Annotated in this window: 14 protein-coding genes; 8 read left to right on the top strand and 6 right to left on the bottom strand. The window is 70.4% G+C overall.

Going from position 1 to position 12,637, the window contains the following annotated elements:
• The first annotated feature begins 51 nt into the window (after window positions 1-51).
• The 5 genes from ABT352_RS06380 to ABT352_RS06360 all read left to right on the top strand — a co-directional run bounded on the left by ABT352_RS06380 (window position 52) and on the right by ABT352_RS06360 (window position 3,970).
• Window positions 52-552, top strand: a complete 501-nt coding sequence (locus ABT352_RS06380; protein WP_350942935.1) for a VOC family protein — start codon at window positions 52-54, stop codon at window positions 550-552.
• Between the two features lie 189 nt (window positions 553-741).
• A complete protein-coding gene (locus ABT352_RS06375) occupies window positions 742-1,593 on the top strand; it encodes a branched-chain amino acid ABC transporter permease (RefSeq protein ID WP_350942934.1) in 852 nt (283 codons plus the stop codon).
• A complete protein-coding gene (locus ABT352_RS06370; protein WP_350942933.1) occupies window positions 1,586-2,494 on the top strand; it encodes a branched-chain amino acid ABC transporter permease in 909 nt (302 codons plus the stop codon). Before ABT352_RS06375 ends, ABT352_RS06370 begins: the two co-directional genes overlap by 8 nt.
• Entirely contained in the window at window positions 2,491-3,288 is a 798-nt protein-coding gene (locus tag ABT352_RS06365) for an ABC transporter ATP-binding protein (protein WP_350942932.1), read from the top strand. Before ABT352_RS06370 ends, ABT352_RS06365 begins: the two co-directional genes overlap by 4 nt.
• The gene (locus tag ABT352_RS06360; protein WP_350942931.1) at window positions 3,275-3,970 is read left to right on the top strand and encodes an ABC transporter ATP-binding protein; all 696 of its coding nucleotides are present in this window, start codon (window positions 3,275-3,277) and stop codon (window positions 3,968-3,970) included. The genes ABT352_RS06365 and ABT352_RS06360 overlap by 14 nt, the downstream gene beginning before the upstream one ends.
• Before the next feature lie 66 nt (window positions 3,971-4,036).
• Here ABT352_RS06360 and ABT352_RS06355 read toward each other — a convergent pair whose 3' ends face one another.
• The 4 genes from ABT352_RS06355 to ABT352_RS06340 form a co-directional block, all read right to left on the bottom strand.
• Complete coding sequence (locus ABT352_RS06355; RefSeq protein ID WP_350942929.1) at window positions 4,037-5,185, bottom strand: acetyl-CoA C-acetyltransferase; 1,149 nt, start codon at window positions 5,183-5,185, stop codon at window positions 4,037-4,039.
• Window positions 5,186-5,355: 170 nt separating this feature from the next.
• Window positions 5,356-6,534, bottom strand: a complete 1,179-nt coding sequence (locus ABT352_RS06350; RefSeq protein WP_350942927.1) for a CaiB/BaiF CoA transferase family protein — start codon at window positions 6,532-6,534, stop codon at window positions 5,356-5,358.
• A gap of 130 nt (window positions 6,535-6,664) precedes the next feature.
• Window positions 6,665-7,402: a GntR family transcriptional regulator gene (locus ABT352_RS06345; RefSeq protein ID WP_350942926.1), complete on the bottom strand. Its 738-nt coding sequence runs from the start codon at window positions 7,400-7,402 to the stop codon at window positions 6,665-6,667.
• A gap of 104 nt (window positions 7,403-7,506) precedes the next feature.
• Window positions 7,507-8,184 (bottom strand): winged helix-turn-helix transcriptional regulator, encoded by a 678-nt coding sequence (locus tag ABT352_RS06340; protein ID WP_350942925.1) that lies wholly within the window; start codon window positions 8,182-8,184, stop codon window positions 7,507-7,509.
• A 162-nt stretch (window positions 8,185-8,346) separates the two neighbouring features.
• On the opposite strand from ABT352_RS06340, the gene ABT352_RS06335 reads away from it, so the two are divergent.
• The gene (locus tag ABT352_RS06335) at window positions 8,347-9,186 is read left to right on the top strand and encodes a class I SAM-dependent methyltransferase (protein WP_350942924.1); all 840 of its coding nucleotides are present in this window, start codon (window positions 8,347-8,349) and stop codon (window positions 9,184-9,186) included.
• A gap of 67 nt (window positions 9,187-9,253) precedes the next feature.
• Here ABT352_RS06335 and ABT352_RS06330 read toward each other — a convergent pair whose 3' ends face one another.
• A complete protein-coding gene (locus tag ABT352_RS06330; RefSeq protein WP_350942923.1) occupies window positions 9,254-9,850 on the bottom strand; it encodes a TetR/AcrR family transcriptional regulator in 597 nt (198 codons plus the stop codon).
• Between the two features lie 68 nt (window positions 9,851-9,918).
• Here ABT352_RS06330 and ABT352_RS06325 point away from each other — a divergent pair, with 68 nt between their 5' ends.
• The gene (locus ABT352_RS06325; protein WP_350942922.1) at window positions 9,919-11,100 is read left to right on the top strand and encodes an acyl-CoA dehydrogenase family protein; all 1,182 of its coding nucleotides are present in this window, start codon (window positions 9,919-9,921) and stop codon (window positions 11,098-11,100) included.
• A gap of 104 nt (window positions 11,101-11,204) precedes the next feature.
• On the opposite strand, the gene ABT352_RS06320 is transcribed toward ABT352_RS06325, so the two are convergent.
• Complete coding sequence (locus ABT352_RS06320; RefSeq protein WP_350942921.1) at window positions 11,205-11,768, bottom strand: phospholipase; 564 nt, start codon at window positions 11,766-11,768, stop codon at window positions 11,205-11,207.
• A gap of 398 nt (window positions 11,769-12,166) precedes the next feature.
• On the opposite strand from ABT352_RS06320, the gene ABT352_RS06315 reads away from it, so the two are divergent.
• Window positions 12,167-12,616, top strand: coding sequence for a protein-tyrosine phosphatase family protein (locus ABT352_RS06315; protein WP_350942920.1), 450 nt, complete (start codon window positions 12,167-12,169; stop codon window positions 12,614-12,616).
• The last annotated feature ends 21 nt before the right edge of the window (window positions 12,617-12,637 follow it).

Here is a 12,637-nt window from a genome sequence, read left to right as displayed (position 1 = left end):
CCATCACCCTCGCCCATCGCCCCTGCCGCCCATCCCGGAGGAAACCTCGCGATGACCTTCAAAATCGACCACCTCGTCCACGCCAACGTGGTCTGCAGCGACTTCGACCGATCGCTCGACTTCTACACCCGCCTGCTCGGCGCCCGGATCCTCGGGCAGCCGTTCGAGTTCGACGCCGGAGACGACTTCCGTACGATCCTGGACGTCACCGGGCCGGTCCGCTGCAAGGCGGCCCTGCTCAGCTGGAGCTCCCGGGACACCGACACCTATCTGGACCTGCTGCACTTCACCGACGACGGCGGCGCACCGGCGCCGCGCACGGCCAAGGACGCGGGGCTCGCCCGCCTGGGGCTGCGGGTCGAGGACATGGACACCACGATGGCCTGGATCACCGAGCACGGCATCCCCGTGGTCGGCGGGCCGGTCACGCTCGTCCCCATGCCGGGCCGCGAGCGGCGCGTGGTCACCATCCTCGACCCCGACGGGACGCTGCTGAACCTGATGGAGTTCTCCGGCCCCTCCGCACCCCCGGCCGGGAGCGGGCGCGGATGACCGGCGCCGCCGCCCCGCGCGGGACACCGATAACGGCCGCGACCATACCCCCGCCGGGCTCTCCCGCCCACGTAACGCCGGTGTTAACGAGGAAACGCAACGCTGGCCCCGATCTCGTCACACCGCGGACAGCCAGGGCCGGGGCCACGAGAGGGAACGGAGGACGGTGTGCAACAGACCATTAACGGCTTGGCCTTGGGGAGTACCTACGCCCTGTTGGGCGTGGGCGTCACCCTGGTCTGGGGTGTTCTCAACCTCCTCAACTTCGCCCACGCGCAGATCCTGACCTGGGGCACCTTCGCCGCCCTGGCCTCGCTGCGCCTGGGCGTCCCCGTACCGGTCGCGATCCTGGTGGGCATGGTGGCGGCCGGTGTGCTGTCGGTGCTGATCGACCTGGTCGTCCTCGCACCGCTGCGCGGTCGCAAGGCACCGGAGTTCTCCTTCGTGGTCGCGACGATCGGCGTCTCGCTGGTGCTCACCACGGTGCTGCGCACCTACACAGACGCGCAGACCGAGGCGTTCCCCCGGCAGGGTTTCCCGGTCGGCGCCTTCGAGTTCGCCGGCCAGAACGTGCCCCGGCTCCAGGTGGTCATGTTCGTGATCGCGGTGGTGGCGATGGTGGGCCTCGCGTACTGGCTGAACCGGACCAAGTCCGGCCGGTCCGTCCGCGCGGTGGCCCACGACCGGGAGACCGCCGAGCTGCTCGGTGTGAACAGCCAGCTCGTCTTCTCGATCTGTTTCTTCGTCGCCGGCGCGCTCGCCGCGGTGGCGGGCATCTTCGTCGCCGCGTCGGCGGCGCAGGTGTCGTACTCGTCCGGCGACGGGCTGCTGCTCATCGCCTTCGCGGTGATCATCCTCGGCGGCATGGGCTCGGTGAAGGGCGCGATCATCGGCGGTCTCGTCCTCGGCGTGGTCGAGGTCTACGCCACCACCTACGTCTCCAGCTCGTTCAGGGAGATCATCGCGTTCGCCGTCATCCTCGCGATGCTGGTCGCGCGGCCGTCCGGGTTCTTCGGCAAGAAGGAGGCCGCCCGTGTTTGAGTGGCTCGAACCGCTCCAGCTGTTCCGGCTGGACACCGCGCTCATCCTCACCCTGCTCGTGATCAGCGTGCACATCACGTTCCGGGTCGGCATCATGTCGCTCGCCCCGATGGGGTTCGCCGCGGTCGGCGGCTACACCGCGGCCCTCATCGCGACCAAGTCCGAGCTGCCGTTCGCGATCGGCCTGCTCGCCGCCACGGTGCTGGCGGGCATGATCGGCGCGCTGTTCGCCCCGCCGGTGCTGCGGTTGCGCGGCATCTACATGGCCCTGGGCAGCCTGGCCCTCGCCCAGGCCATCGTGGTGCTGATCCGGATCAACGACTACACCAACGGTCCGAACGGCATCGCCGGCATCCCGGTCGAGGTCAGGACCGAGCACCTGGTCGTCGCGCTGCTGGTGGCGTTCGTACTGCTTGAGCTCAGCCACCGCTCCTACTTCGGCCGGGCCGCCAAGGCGGTACGGCTGGACGAGCGCACCGCGGAGGGCATGGGGGTGAACGTGTTCCGCGTCCGGTTCGTGAGCTTCACCGCGGCCGCCGCCGTCGCCGGGTGCGCGGGTGCCCTGGAGGCGCACCGCACCACGGTGATCAGCCCCGACCAGTACGGCTTCGCCACGCTGGTCATCGTGTTCACCTACGTGCTGGTGGGCGGCAACGGGCACTGGGCGGGGCCGATCCTGGTCACCTGGGGGCTCACGATCCTGCGCGACTCGCTGCACTTCGCGGGTTCCAACTGGGAGGACGTCATCTACGGCGTACTGCTCGTCGTGATCCTGCTGGTCGCGCCGAACGGCCTGTCCGACCGCTCGCTCTACCGGGGCCTGCGGCGCCGCTGGCGCGGCAGACGGGACCAGCCCGCGCCCACCGTCCAAGATCCTGCCGAGAAGGTGGCGAGCCGATGACCGCGCTGCTGGAGTTGTCCGGAGTCAGCAAGCATTTCGGCGGCATGAAGGCCGTGAACGACGTCTCGTTCTCCGTGGGAGAGGGCGCCATCTACGGCCTGATCGGTCCCAACGGCGCGGGTAAGACCACGGTGGTCAACCTGATCAGCGGCTACCTGAAGCCCACCGCCGGGCGGATCACCCTCGCCGGGTCCGATCTCGCCGACCTGCGCCCGCACCGGCTCGCCGCCGCGGGCATCGCCCGCACCTACCAGAACCTGAAGCTCTTCGACGAGAGCACCGTCCTGGAGAACGTGCTGATCGGCCGGCATCTGTCCTTCAAGGGCCGCCGCTGGCAGCTCGGCCGGGTGCGCAGACGTGAGGAGGCCGAGCAGCACGAGGTGGCGCGGCGGCTGATCGACCGGGTCGGCCTCACCTCGGTGATCGACGTGGACGTGGCCGAGCTCTCCTACGGCATGCGGCGACGGGTCGAGATCGCCAGGGCGATGGCCACCGAGCCTCGGCTGCTGCTGCTCGACGAGCCGACCGCCGGAATGAACCGGGCCGAGTCCGACGACATCGGACGGCTCATCCAGATGATCAATGACGAGGGCGTGACCGTGCTGCTCGTCGACCACAACGTGCGGCTGGTCACCGAGGTCTGCCACCGGGTCGTCGTCCTGGACTGGGGCAGCGTGCTCACCGAGGCCGGCCCGCACGAGGTGTGGCAGGACGAGCGGGTCAAGACGGCCTACCTCGGCGTCAAGGAACGTCGCACAGCGGACACCGTGGAGGCACCGGATGCTGGTCGTTGATTCCCTGGTCACCCGTTACGGCGCCGTCGAAGCGCTGCACGGGGTGAGCCTGGAGGTCGGTGCGGGCGAGGCCGTGGCCCTGGTCGGGCCGAACGGCGCGGGCAAGACGACCCTGCTGCGCACGATCTCCGGTCTGGTACGGCCTACGGCCGGGACCGTGACGATCGACGGCAGGGCGACCGGGCGCCGCGCCGCCTACCGGGTCGCCCGGCTGGGCGTCAGCCACGTGCCCGAGGGCCGGGCGATCCTGTCCCCCCTCACCGTGAAGGACAACCTGCTCATGGGCGGCAGCCGGCTGCCCGGCTCCGAGGCCGGCGAGCGGATGGACGAGATGATCGAACTGTTCCCGGTGCTGGGACGGCGGATCGACTCCCTCGGCGGTGTGCTGTCCGGCGGCGAGCAGCAGATGCTCGCGATCGCGCGCGGGCTGATGGCCCGCCCGCGGCTGCTCATGATCGACGAGCCGTCGATGGGGCTCGCCCCGCGCATCGTGGGCGACGTGCTGGACGCGCTGCACCGGGTGGTCGCCACCGGCACCGCGGTGCTGGTGGCGGAACAGAACGTGGGCCTCGCGCTGGAGGTGGCCGACCGGGCGTACGTGATGGTGGTCGGGGACATCGTGGCGTCCGGGCGCAGCGAGGACATGGACGAGAACAGCCTGCTGGAGACCTACCTGGCCTGAGGCTTTCCCGTCTTTCCGACGTCCCGGTGGTCCGGCCTCCCCCGGCCCGGACCACCGGGGCTCTCTCTACAGTCGCTCGATGATCGTGACGTTCGCCTGGCCGCCGCCCTCGCACATCGTCTGCAGCCCGTACCTGCCGCCCGTACGCTCCAGCCGGTTGAGCATCGTCGTCATCAGCCGCGCGCCGGTCGCCCCGAGCGGGTGGCCGAGCGCGATCGCCCCGCCGTCCGGATTCACCTTGGCCGGGTCGAACCCGGTCTCCTTCAGCCAGGCGAGCACCACCGGCGCGAACGCCTCGTTGATCTCCACGGTGTCGATGTCGTCAGGGGTGAGCCCGGTCCGCTCCAGTGCCCGCCTGGTCGCCGGGATCGGCGCGGAGAGCATCATCAGCGGGTCGTCGCCCATCACCGTCATGTGGTGGACGCGCGCCCGCGGTGTCAGCCCCAGATGCCTCACCGCGCGCTCCCCGGCGATCAGCAGGGCGGCCGAGCCGTCGCTGATCTGGCTGGCGCAGGCGGCGGTGATCCGGCCGTCGGGCAGCAGGGTGGGCAGCGACCTGATCTTCTCCCAGTCGGGCTCGCGCGGGCCGTTGTCGGCGGACAGGCCGCCCAGCGGCGCGATCTCCGGCTCGAACAGCCTCTCGGCGTTCGCGCGCAGCGCACGGGTGTGCGACTCGACCGCGAACCGCTCCATTTCGTCGCGCGAGATGTCCCAGTGTGTCGCCATCATCTCGGCGCCCCGGAACTGGCTCACCTCCCCCTTCCCGAACCGGCTCGTCCACCCCTCGGAGGTGGAGAACGGGTCCTCGAACCCGAGTGCCCTGCCGGAGTCGGCCGCCGACATCAGCGGCACCATGCTCATGTTCTGTACGCCGCCGGCCACGACCAGGTCCATCGTGCCGCTCATCACGGCCTGGGCGGCGAAGTGCACGGCCTGCTGCGCCGAGCCGCACTGCCGGTCGACGGTGACCCCCGGCACGTGGGCCGGGAAGCCCGCCGCCAGCCAGCAGGTGCGGGCGATGTCGAAGGACTGCGGGCCGACCGAGTCCACGTTGCCGAACACCACGTCGTCGACGAGCGCGGGGTCCACCCCTGCTCGCTCGATCAACGCGCGGATGGCGTGCGCTCCCAGGTCTGCCGGATGGATCGTGCTCAGCGGCCCGCCGCGCCTGCTCACCGGAGTGCGGACGGCGTCGATGATGAATGCTTCAGCCATGCCGCCGACCGTACGGACGGAACGTTAACCGGCCGTGCGCCACCGGATCGGGCGGCGTTACCCCGCCCCTGTCCCCGTACGGCCGGATCGGCTGCTCGAACGTCCCGCGCCCTCGCGCGTGCGCGTCGTCGACCGCGTCACGCCCTCGTCCTCGTCCGGCCGGGCGAGGGTCAGATGACGGACCGGGCGGCGAGGTCGGCGATCTCCTCCGGCGAGCGGCCCAGCTCGGCCAGTACGTCGGCCGTGTGCCGCCCCAGCTCGGGCACCGGGTCCATCCGCGGCTCGGCCCCGTCCAGGGAGATCGGCGGCAACAGTGCCCGGATGGGGCCACCGGGTGTGCCGACGTCCCGCCATCGGTCACGCTCGCGCAGCACCGGGTGGTCCAGGAAGTCGGCCACCGTGTTCACCCCGGCGTTCGCGACCCCGGCCTGGTCGAGCAGTTCGGCGGCGTCGGCGCCGTCCAGCTCGGCGAAACGCGCGTCGACGATGGCCTCCAGCGCGTCCCGGTCGGCCACCCGCAGCGTGTTGGTGGCGAAACGCGGGTCGGTCGCGAGCTCGGGATCCTTGAGGAACACCGCGCAGAACCGGATCCACTCGGCCTCGTTCTGGATGGAGAGCAGCACGGTCCGCCCGTCGCGGGCGGTGAACGGTCCGTACGGGGCGATGGTGGCGTGCCGGGCACCGGCACGCGGCTGCTGGCGCCCGCTGCCCGCGGTGTAGTTGGCGGGCTGCCCCATCCACTCGGCGAGCGCCTCGAACAGCGACACCTCCAGCGTGGCCCCCCGCCCGGTGACCTGCCGCTGGTACAGGGCCGTCAGCACCGCGCCGAAGCCGTACATCCCGGCGGCGATGTCGGCCACCGAGACGCCGACCCTGGCGGGCTCGTCCGCCGACCCGGTCAGCGAGACCAGCCCGGCCTCGCACTGGACCAGCAGGTCGTACGCCTTGCGCCCGGCCCACGGTCCGTCACCGCCCCACCCGGTGATGCCGAGCACGATCTTGCGTGGGTCCCGCTCCCTGACGGCGGCGGCGGCGAGCCCGAGCCGGTCGGCGGCGCCGGGGCCGAGGTTCTGGACGAGCACGTCGGCCCGGTCCACCAGCTCGTGCAGGATCTCCCTGCCGTGCGGGGACTTCACGTCCAGGGTGACCGACTCCTTCGAGCGGTTCAGCCAGACGAAGTAGCTGGACTGGCCGTGCACCGACTCGTCGTAGCGACGGGCGAAGTCGCCGGAGCCCGGTCGCTCGATCTTGATCACGCGGGCGCCGAGATCGGCGAGCTGGCGGGTCGCGAACGGCGCGGCGACCGCGTGTTCCAACGTCACGACGGTGATCCCGGTCAGCGGCAGCACGGCTCCCCCTCGGTTGATCAATATAAAATATAGAGTTTTACTCTAGGGCATCAGGGTGATCAGGTTTTACTCGGGTATGCCTTCTGATCAGCCGATTCATGACCGAGGGCGTGAACGGAGAGAAAATATCCTATGAGGTCCCTGACGGGGTCTCATCGTCCGCGGCCTGCCGATCGAACTGCCTGGCCAGCAGGTCGCCGGAGTTCACGATGTGATCGTGCATCGCCCTGCGCGCGGCCTCCGCGTCCCCGGCCCGCAGCCCCGCCAGGATCCCGGCGTGGTCGTGCAGGGTCGCCTCGGGCCAGCCCTCGATCGCGGAGTAGAAGCGGGTGGGAATGTAGCGGCCGGTCAGGCCGAGCACCCAGGTGATCTTTCTGGCGCCCGCCACCAGGTTGATGTGCCGGTGAAAGGCGTGGTTCCTCTCCTCAAGCAGAGTCAGGTCCTTGCGGTGCGCAGCGGCCAGCAGCTCGTGGTGCAGCGCTTCCAACTCGGCCAGATCCTCCGGCGTCGCCCGTACCGCGGCGCGGGCCGCGAGCTCGCCCGAGATCAGCGCGTGCGCCTCGAACAGGTCGCGGACGTCCTGACCGGTGAGCGGCGCGACCTGGAAGCCGCGCCGGGGCAGCAACTGCAGGAAGCCCTCCACCCGGAGCACGTGCAGCGCCTCGCGGGCCGGCGTCGCGGAGATGCCCAGCGCCTGGCCCACCGCCTCCGGCCGGACCGAGTGGCCAGGACGCCACCGGCCCGACATGATCATGCTGCGGATGTAGGAGGCGGCCGCGTCGCTGAGCTGGGGGCGGTCCGCCTCGGAGGTCCGGGGCGCCCCGTCCGTCGGGGCCGTTCTCGCGCCCCCGGTCACTCTGCCGCTCATCGCACGACCTCTCGCCTCGATCGGGGCTTCTTCCCGGCGTCCCACCTGCGCCGACGATCCTAGGTGGATACGAAGGGCCGCGACACGGCCTCGACGAGCGGACGCTAGACGGGCCGGGGCACGGAGGCCCACGCGGGAAGGGTGAACCACCGGGGCACGGCGCGGCGCAGCGCCTCCGGCCCCTGCACCTCGACCTCGTGCAGGCGCAGCGCGTCCGGCCAGCTCAGCTCGCCGCGCCAGACCTCGACCATGCTGCGCACACCGGCGGTCACCGTCACGGTCACGGCGTGGCCGGGGTCCGTGTCGCAGACGTCCACCTCGTCACTTGTGATCACAATCCACCAGCGCCGACTTTTGGGCGGAACGTCCGGGAAGCGGAACTCGATGACCGTCCGCCCGTCGGGAACGACGCTCCGGTCGACGTTGCGGTGCATGTCCCACAGCAGCAGCTTCGGGTCGAGGTCCTCGTCGCCCAGCTCACCGATCCAGCGGATGCCCCATGCGGCGAGCGCCTCGACCACCGGTCGCAGTTCGTGGCCGGCCGGGGTGAGAACGTAGCGCACGTCGTTGTTCTTGACGTGCCTCTCCACGATGCCGGCGCGGGTGAGCTGGTGCAGCCGTCGGGAAAGCAGCGTGGGGGACATGCGCGGCAGGCCGCGGCGCAGCTCGTTGAAACGCTCGGTCCCGCACACCAGTTCCCGGATGACGAGCAGCGTCCATCGTTCGTCGAGCAGTTCGACGGCCTTGGCGACCGGGCAGAACTGGTGATACGAGGAGCCCATACCTCGGAGTCTAGATTCAGCCGTCACGAACGCCAGGGGGCGACGACGGGGGGCGGCGGGGACAGCACCGGACGGCGGTACAGATCGTGTACTGGATGGCGAATCCAGCACTCCCTACCGTCGATTCCAGTCCACCGCGGATCACGACGAGGGAGCAGTGCGATGACGCCACAGAACGACCCGACAGAGGCCGACCGTGCCCTGAAGGCCAGGCACCGCGACATGTGGGCGCTGGGTGACTATCCCGCGGTCGCCGCCGAGATCATCCCCGATCTGGGCGCGATCCTGGTCGAGGCCTGCGGGGTGGGACGCGGCGACCGTGTGCTGGACGTGGCCGCCGGATCGGGGAACGCCGCCATTCCCGCGGCGCTCGCCGGGGCGAGCGTGGTGGCCGGCGACCTCACCCCGGAACTCCTGGAGGCCGGACGCGCCCTGGCGACGCGGCGCGGCGCGGCGGTCGAGTGGCGGCAGGCCGACGCGGAGGCCCTGCCGTACGCCGACGGCGAGTTCGACACGGTCATGTCCTGTGTCGGGGTCATGTTCTCTCCCGACCACCGGGCCAGTGCGGGCGAGCTGATCCGGGTCTGCCGCCCGGGCGGCACGATCGGCCTGCTCAACTGGACGCCGCAGGGGTTCATCGGTCAGATGTTCGCGGCGATGAAGCCGTACGCGCCCCCGCCCCCGCCCGGCGCACAGCCCCCTCCGCTGTGGGGCGACGAGGATCACGTCCGCGCGCTGCTCGGCGACGCGGTCACCGACGTCGTCACGCGCCGGCGGACGGTCACGATCGACCGGTTCGCTCACCCCGGCGCGTTCGTCGACTACTTCAAGGCCAACTACGGCCCGACCATCGCCGTCTACCGAGGGCTGGCCGGGGATCCCGACCGGGCCGCCGCCCTGGACCAGGCTCTCACCGAACTGGCACGCGGCCATCTCCAGGGGGAGGAGAAAACGGTGATGGAATGGGAGTATCTCCTGCTCACCGCCCGCAAACGCCACTGACGAGCTCCCCTTCTCCGCGCGGGAATCGAACCGAGTGGGGACCGAACCGGGAGCCGACCGTCGGCGGTCAGGTCGTCGTTCTCTCCTTCGGATCGGTCAGGCCGGTCATGACCAGGTCGGCGAGTTGCCGGTACGCCTCGGCGGCGTCGAGGCCGGTGCTCGACTGGATGGTCCCGCGCTGGATCGCGCCCATGATCTCGGCCGCGACGGCCCCCACGAACGACGCGTGCACCGGGCGCAGCGCACCCGCCCGCACTCCCTCGGTCACCAGGGCCTGTACCCGCCTGGCCGCGTACCGGGTGTTCTCCTGATACACGTCGTTGGCCGGGCCGAAGTCGGCCACGTCGGCGAAGAACCTGGCCGAGGCAGGTTGGAGCTCCGAGGCGACGGCCTCCAGATAGATCACCAGTCGTCGCGCCGGGTCGTCGGAGGCCGCGACCCGGGCCTCGATGCGTTCCGCCGTGTGCTTGAAGAACGAGCGCACGGCCGCGACGACGATCTGCTCCTTGCTCGGCGCCACGGCGTACAGGGTGGTTCTCGAACACCTCAGCCGTTCCGCCAGGTCCCCGATGCCGAACGAGGAGAATCCCTCACTCAGGAACAGCTCTCGAAGCTGGACCAGCGTCTCCTCGCGGCGCATGCGAGCCTTCCCCGGAATCGGCATGAGGCCGACTCTACGGCAGAGTACCGAAACTGATACCGTGGTACTCATATCGGTTTCTGGAGGATCACATGCCCGCGTCACGTGTCATGCCCACCAGCGAGAGCGCCGACCTGATCACCCTCGTCCGAGACCTCGCCGCCAAGGAACTCCTGCCCAGGGCCGCCCAGGCCGAGGCCGACGAGGAGTTCCCTCGCGAGGTCTTCAGGACCCTCGGCGCCGTCGGCCTCCTCGGTCTCCCCTACCCCGAGGAGTACGGTGGCGCGGGTCAGCCGTACGAGGTGTACCTGCAGGTGCTCGAGGAGATCGCGGCGGTCTGGTCGAGCGTCGGTGTCGGCGTGAGCGTGCACGCCCTGTCGTGCTTCGGGCTCGTCAGGTTCGGCACCGAGGAACAGCGGCGAGAGTGGCTGCCGGACATGCTCGGCGGCGACCTGCTCGGCGCGTACAGCCTGAGCGAGGCGCACGCGGGCTCCGATCCCGCCGCGATGAGCACCCGCGCCGTACGGGACGGCGACGACTACGTGCTCGACGGCGCGAAGGCGTGGACGACCCACGGCGGGCACGCCGACTTCTACCAGGTGATGGCGCGGACCTCCGACGACCGCAGGGGCATCTCCTGCTTCCTCGTCCCCGCCGACGCCGAGGGCCTGAGCGCCGACCCGCCCGAGCGCAAGATGGGCCTGACCGGATCGGCGACCGCGACCATACGCCTGGACCACGTCCGCGTTCCCGCCGGGCGCAGGATCGGCGCGGAGGGCGACGGCCTCAAGATCGCACTGGCCGGCCTCGACTCCGGCCGGCTGGGCATCGCGGCGGTCGCCACCGGGCTGGCCCAGGGGGCGCTCGACCAGGCCGTGGCGTACGCGAAGGAGCGGCAGACCTTCGGCAAGCCGATCATCGAGCACCAGGGCCTCGCGTTCCTGCTCGCCGACATGGAGGCGGCCGTCCAGAGCGCCCGCGCGACGACGCTGCACGCCGCGCGTCTGAAGGACCGAGGGCTCCCGTTCAGCCGGGAGGCCTCCATCGCCAAGATGGTCGCCACCGACAACGCCATGAAGGTCACCACCGACGCCGTTCAGGTCCTCGGCGGCTACGGCTACACCCGGGACTTCCCGGTCGAGCGCTACATGCGCGAGGCGAAGGTCATGCAGATCTTCGAGGGCACCAACCAGATCCAGCGCCTGGTCATCGGCCGCGCGCTCGCCGGGAACCCCGGCGGAACGATCACCACCGCCGACGGGGAGCGGAGCTGAAGCAGAGCGGCGGGCCGGTCTCCCATCGGCCCGCCGCTCTTCTCTTCTCCAGTGGGTTTTCAGCGGGTGGCGGCGATTCCGCCGCCGCGGGGGAGCGGGATGGTTCACATCTCCGCGGTCGAAGCGGCCTGCTCGCCGGTCGGAGCGGCCTGCTCCCCCGTCGGGGTGGCCCTTTCCGCACTCTGCCGGATCCGCTCGATCTGCGCCTGGGTGACGTTGAGGGTGCCGAATTCCTTGACCGCCTGGTAGTAGGTCCAGGCGAGGCTGTTGCAGGTGCCCCTGGGAATGGTGGAATATCCCGCGCAGACCTGCCTCATGTCGAAGTAGAACGCGTCGTCGATGCGCGCCTTGTTCGCCGGGAACTGGCTCACCGCCTTGTAGTTGCGGTAGCCGAAGTCGTGGCGTCGGCACGACATTCTGAAGTCGAAGCCGAGCGGCTGGTCGGGGCTGGCCGAACACAGGTCGGTCGACCAGTCGAAGTTGTAGTCCGCCCAGCTTCCCTGGTTCTGCCAGGCGGAAACCCAGCTCGCGGCGCTCGCCGCCGTAGGCTGACTGAAATTGGAAAGTGCGGCGAGTTTTTGCTGCAACGTCACCGCGTAGGCGGGCAGGGTTAATCCGAGTAGTACGGCGAAGGAGAGGGAGACGGTTGCGAGGGCGCGCTTGACCATGGACTCTGCCTTTGTCCGGGGGATACCTCTCGCGGCGGGACGCCGCCACGGCCTAACAATGAGGCGAAATATCCTGTGACGCCGAGACAGATCTCCGTGAAGATCTGCGCCGATATTCGTTAACGGCGGCTCTTTACAGCTTTTACGGCGTGAAGTAAGGGCGATCGGTGCCGGGGAGTTCCTCGCCCTCGTGGCCGACCACGGCGGGCCGACGTGCCGACGACAACCACCTGTACGAGATCGGTCCGGTAGGGCCGGTTCTTCGGCCGGGCGGCTCGTTTCCGGTGGCCCTCGCTTCCGGCGATCCCTGCCGGGAGAGGTCGGCCCTCGTCGTCACGGATGATCGCCGATAGCTGAACCAAGTGAGCGAGCGTGTGGCGGTGAGCCACAATCGCCTCATGACGGCACCACTGACCGGCGCGGTCCAACTCCCCGACGGAACCTGGGTGCGCGGCCGAGGGCTGCGGAACGCCGCCCCCACCGGCCCGGCCCCCGACTTCGCGCTCTACCTCGGCTCCGCGCGCCTCCGGCAGCGCCACCAGAGCGATCTGTCATGGCCACACGAATGGATCCGCTGGCCGGACTTCCTGCTGCCCGTGGACCGGCACGCGGCCGCCCGCTCCATCGTCCACCTGCGCGACCAGGCGCGATCGGGACTCGCCGTCGAGGTCGCCTGCGACGGCGGGGTCGGCAGGACCGGCACCGTCATGGCCTGCCTCGCGACCCTCACCGGCCTGCCCCCTCGGGAGGCCGTCGAGTGGACGCGCGCGCACTATCACCGCCGCGCGGTCGAAACCCCCTGGCAACGACGGTGGGTGGCGTGGTTCTCCGCCCGGCCGGAAGCGTGATCCCACCAGGCCGCCGTACGC

It is taken from the genome of Streptosporangium sp. NPDC000563, assembly GCF_040299985.1.
Lineage (GTDB): Bacteria > Actinomycetota > Actinomycetes > Streptosporangiales > Streptosporangiaceae > Streptosporangium.
The sequence above is the reverse complement of the archived record's forward strand: the minus strand, read 5'-3'. Positions and strand labels throughout refer to the sequence as shown.

Coding starts and splice junctions, on each gene's coding strand:
- ABT352_RS06340 (WP_350942925.1), bottom strand. CDS start 8,184: ATGGGCTCCTCGTATCACCAGTTCTGCCCGGTCGCCAAGGCCGTCGAA.
- ABT352_RS06360 (WP_350942931.1), top strand. CDS start 3,275: ATGCTGGTCGTTGATTCCCTGGTCACCCGTTACGGCGCCGTCGAAGCG.
- ABT352_RS06365 (WP_350942932.1), top strand. CDS start 2,491: ATGACCGCGCTGCTGGAGTTGTCCGGAGTCAGCAAGCATTTCGGCGGC.
- ABT352_RS06330 (WP_350942923.1), bottom strand. CDS start 9,850: ATGCCGATTCCGGGGAAGGCTCGCATGCGCCGCGAGGAGACGCTGGTC.
- ABT352_RS06355 (WP_350942929.1), bottom strand. CDS start 5,185: ATGGCTGAAGCATTCATCATCGACGCCGTCCGCACTCCGGTGAGCAGG.
- ABT352_RS06325 (WP_350942922.1), top strand. CDS start 9,919: ATGCCCGCGTCACGTGTCATGCCCACCAGCGAGAGCGCCGACCTGATC.
- ABT352_RS06335 (WP_350942924.1), top strand. CDS start 8,347: ATGACGCCACAGAACGACCCGACAGAGGCCGACCGTGCCCTGAAGGCC.
- ABT352_RS06320 (WP_350942921.1), bottom strand. CDS start 11,768: ATGGTCAAGCGCGCCCTCGCAACCGTCTCCCTCTCCTTCGCCGTACTA.
- ABT352_RS06315 (WP_350942920.1), top strand. CDS start 12,167: ATGACGGCACCACTGACCGGCGCGGTCCAACTCCCCGACGGAACCTGG.
- ABT352_RS06380 (WP_350942935.1), top strand. CDS start 52: ATGACCTTCAAAATCGACCACCTCGTCCACGCCAACGTGGTCTGCAGC.
- ABT352_RS06345 (WP_350942926.1), bottom strand. CDS start 7,402: ATGAGCGGCAGAGTGACCGGGGGCGCGAGAACGGCCCCGACGGACGGG.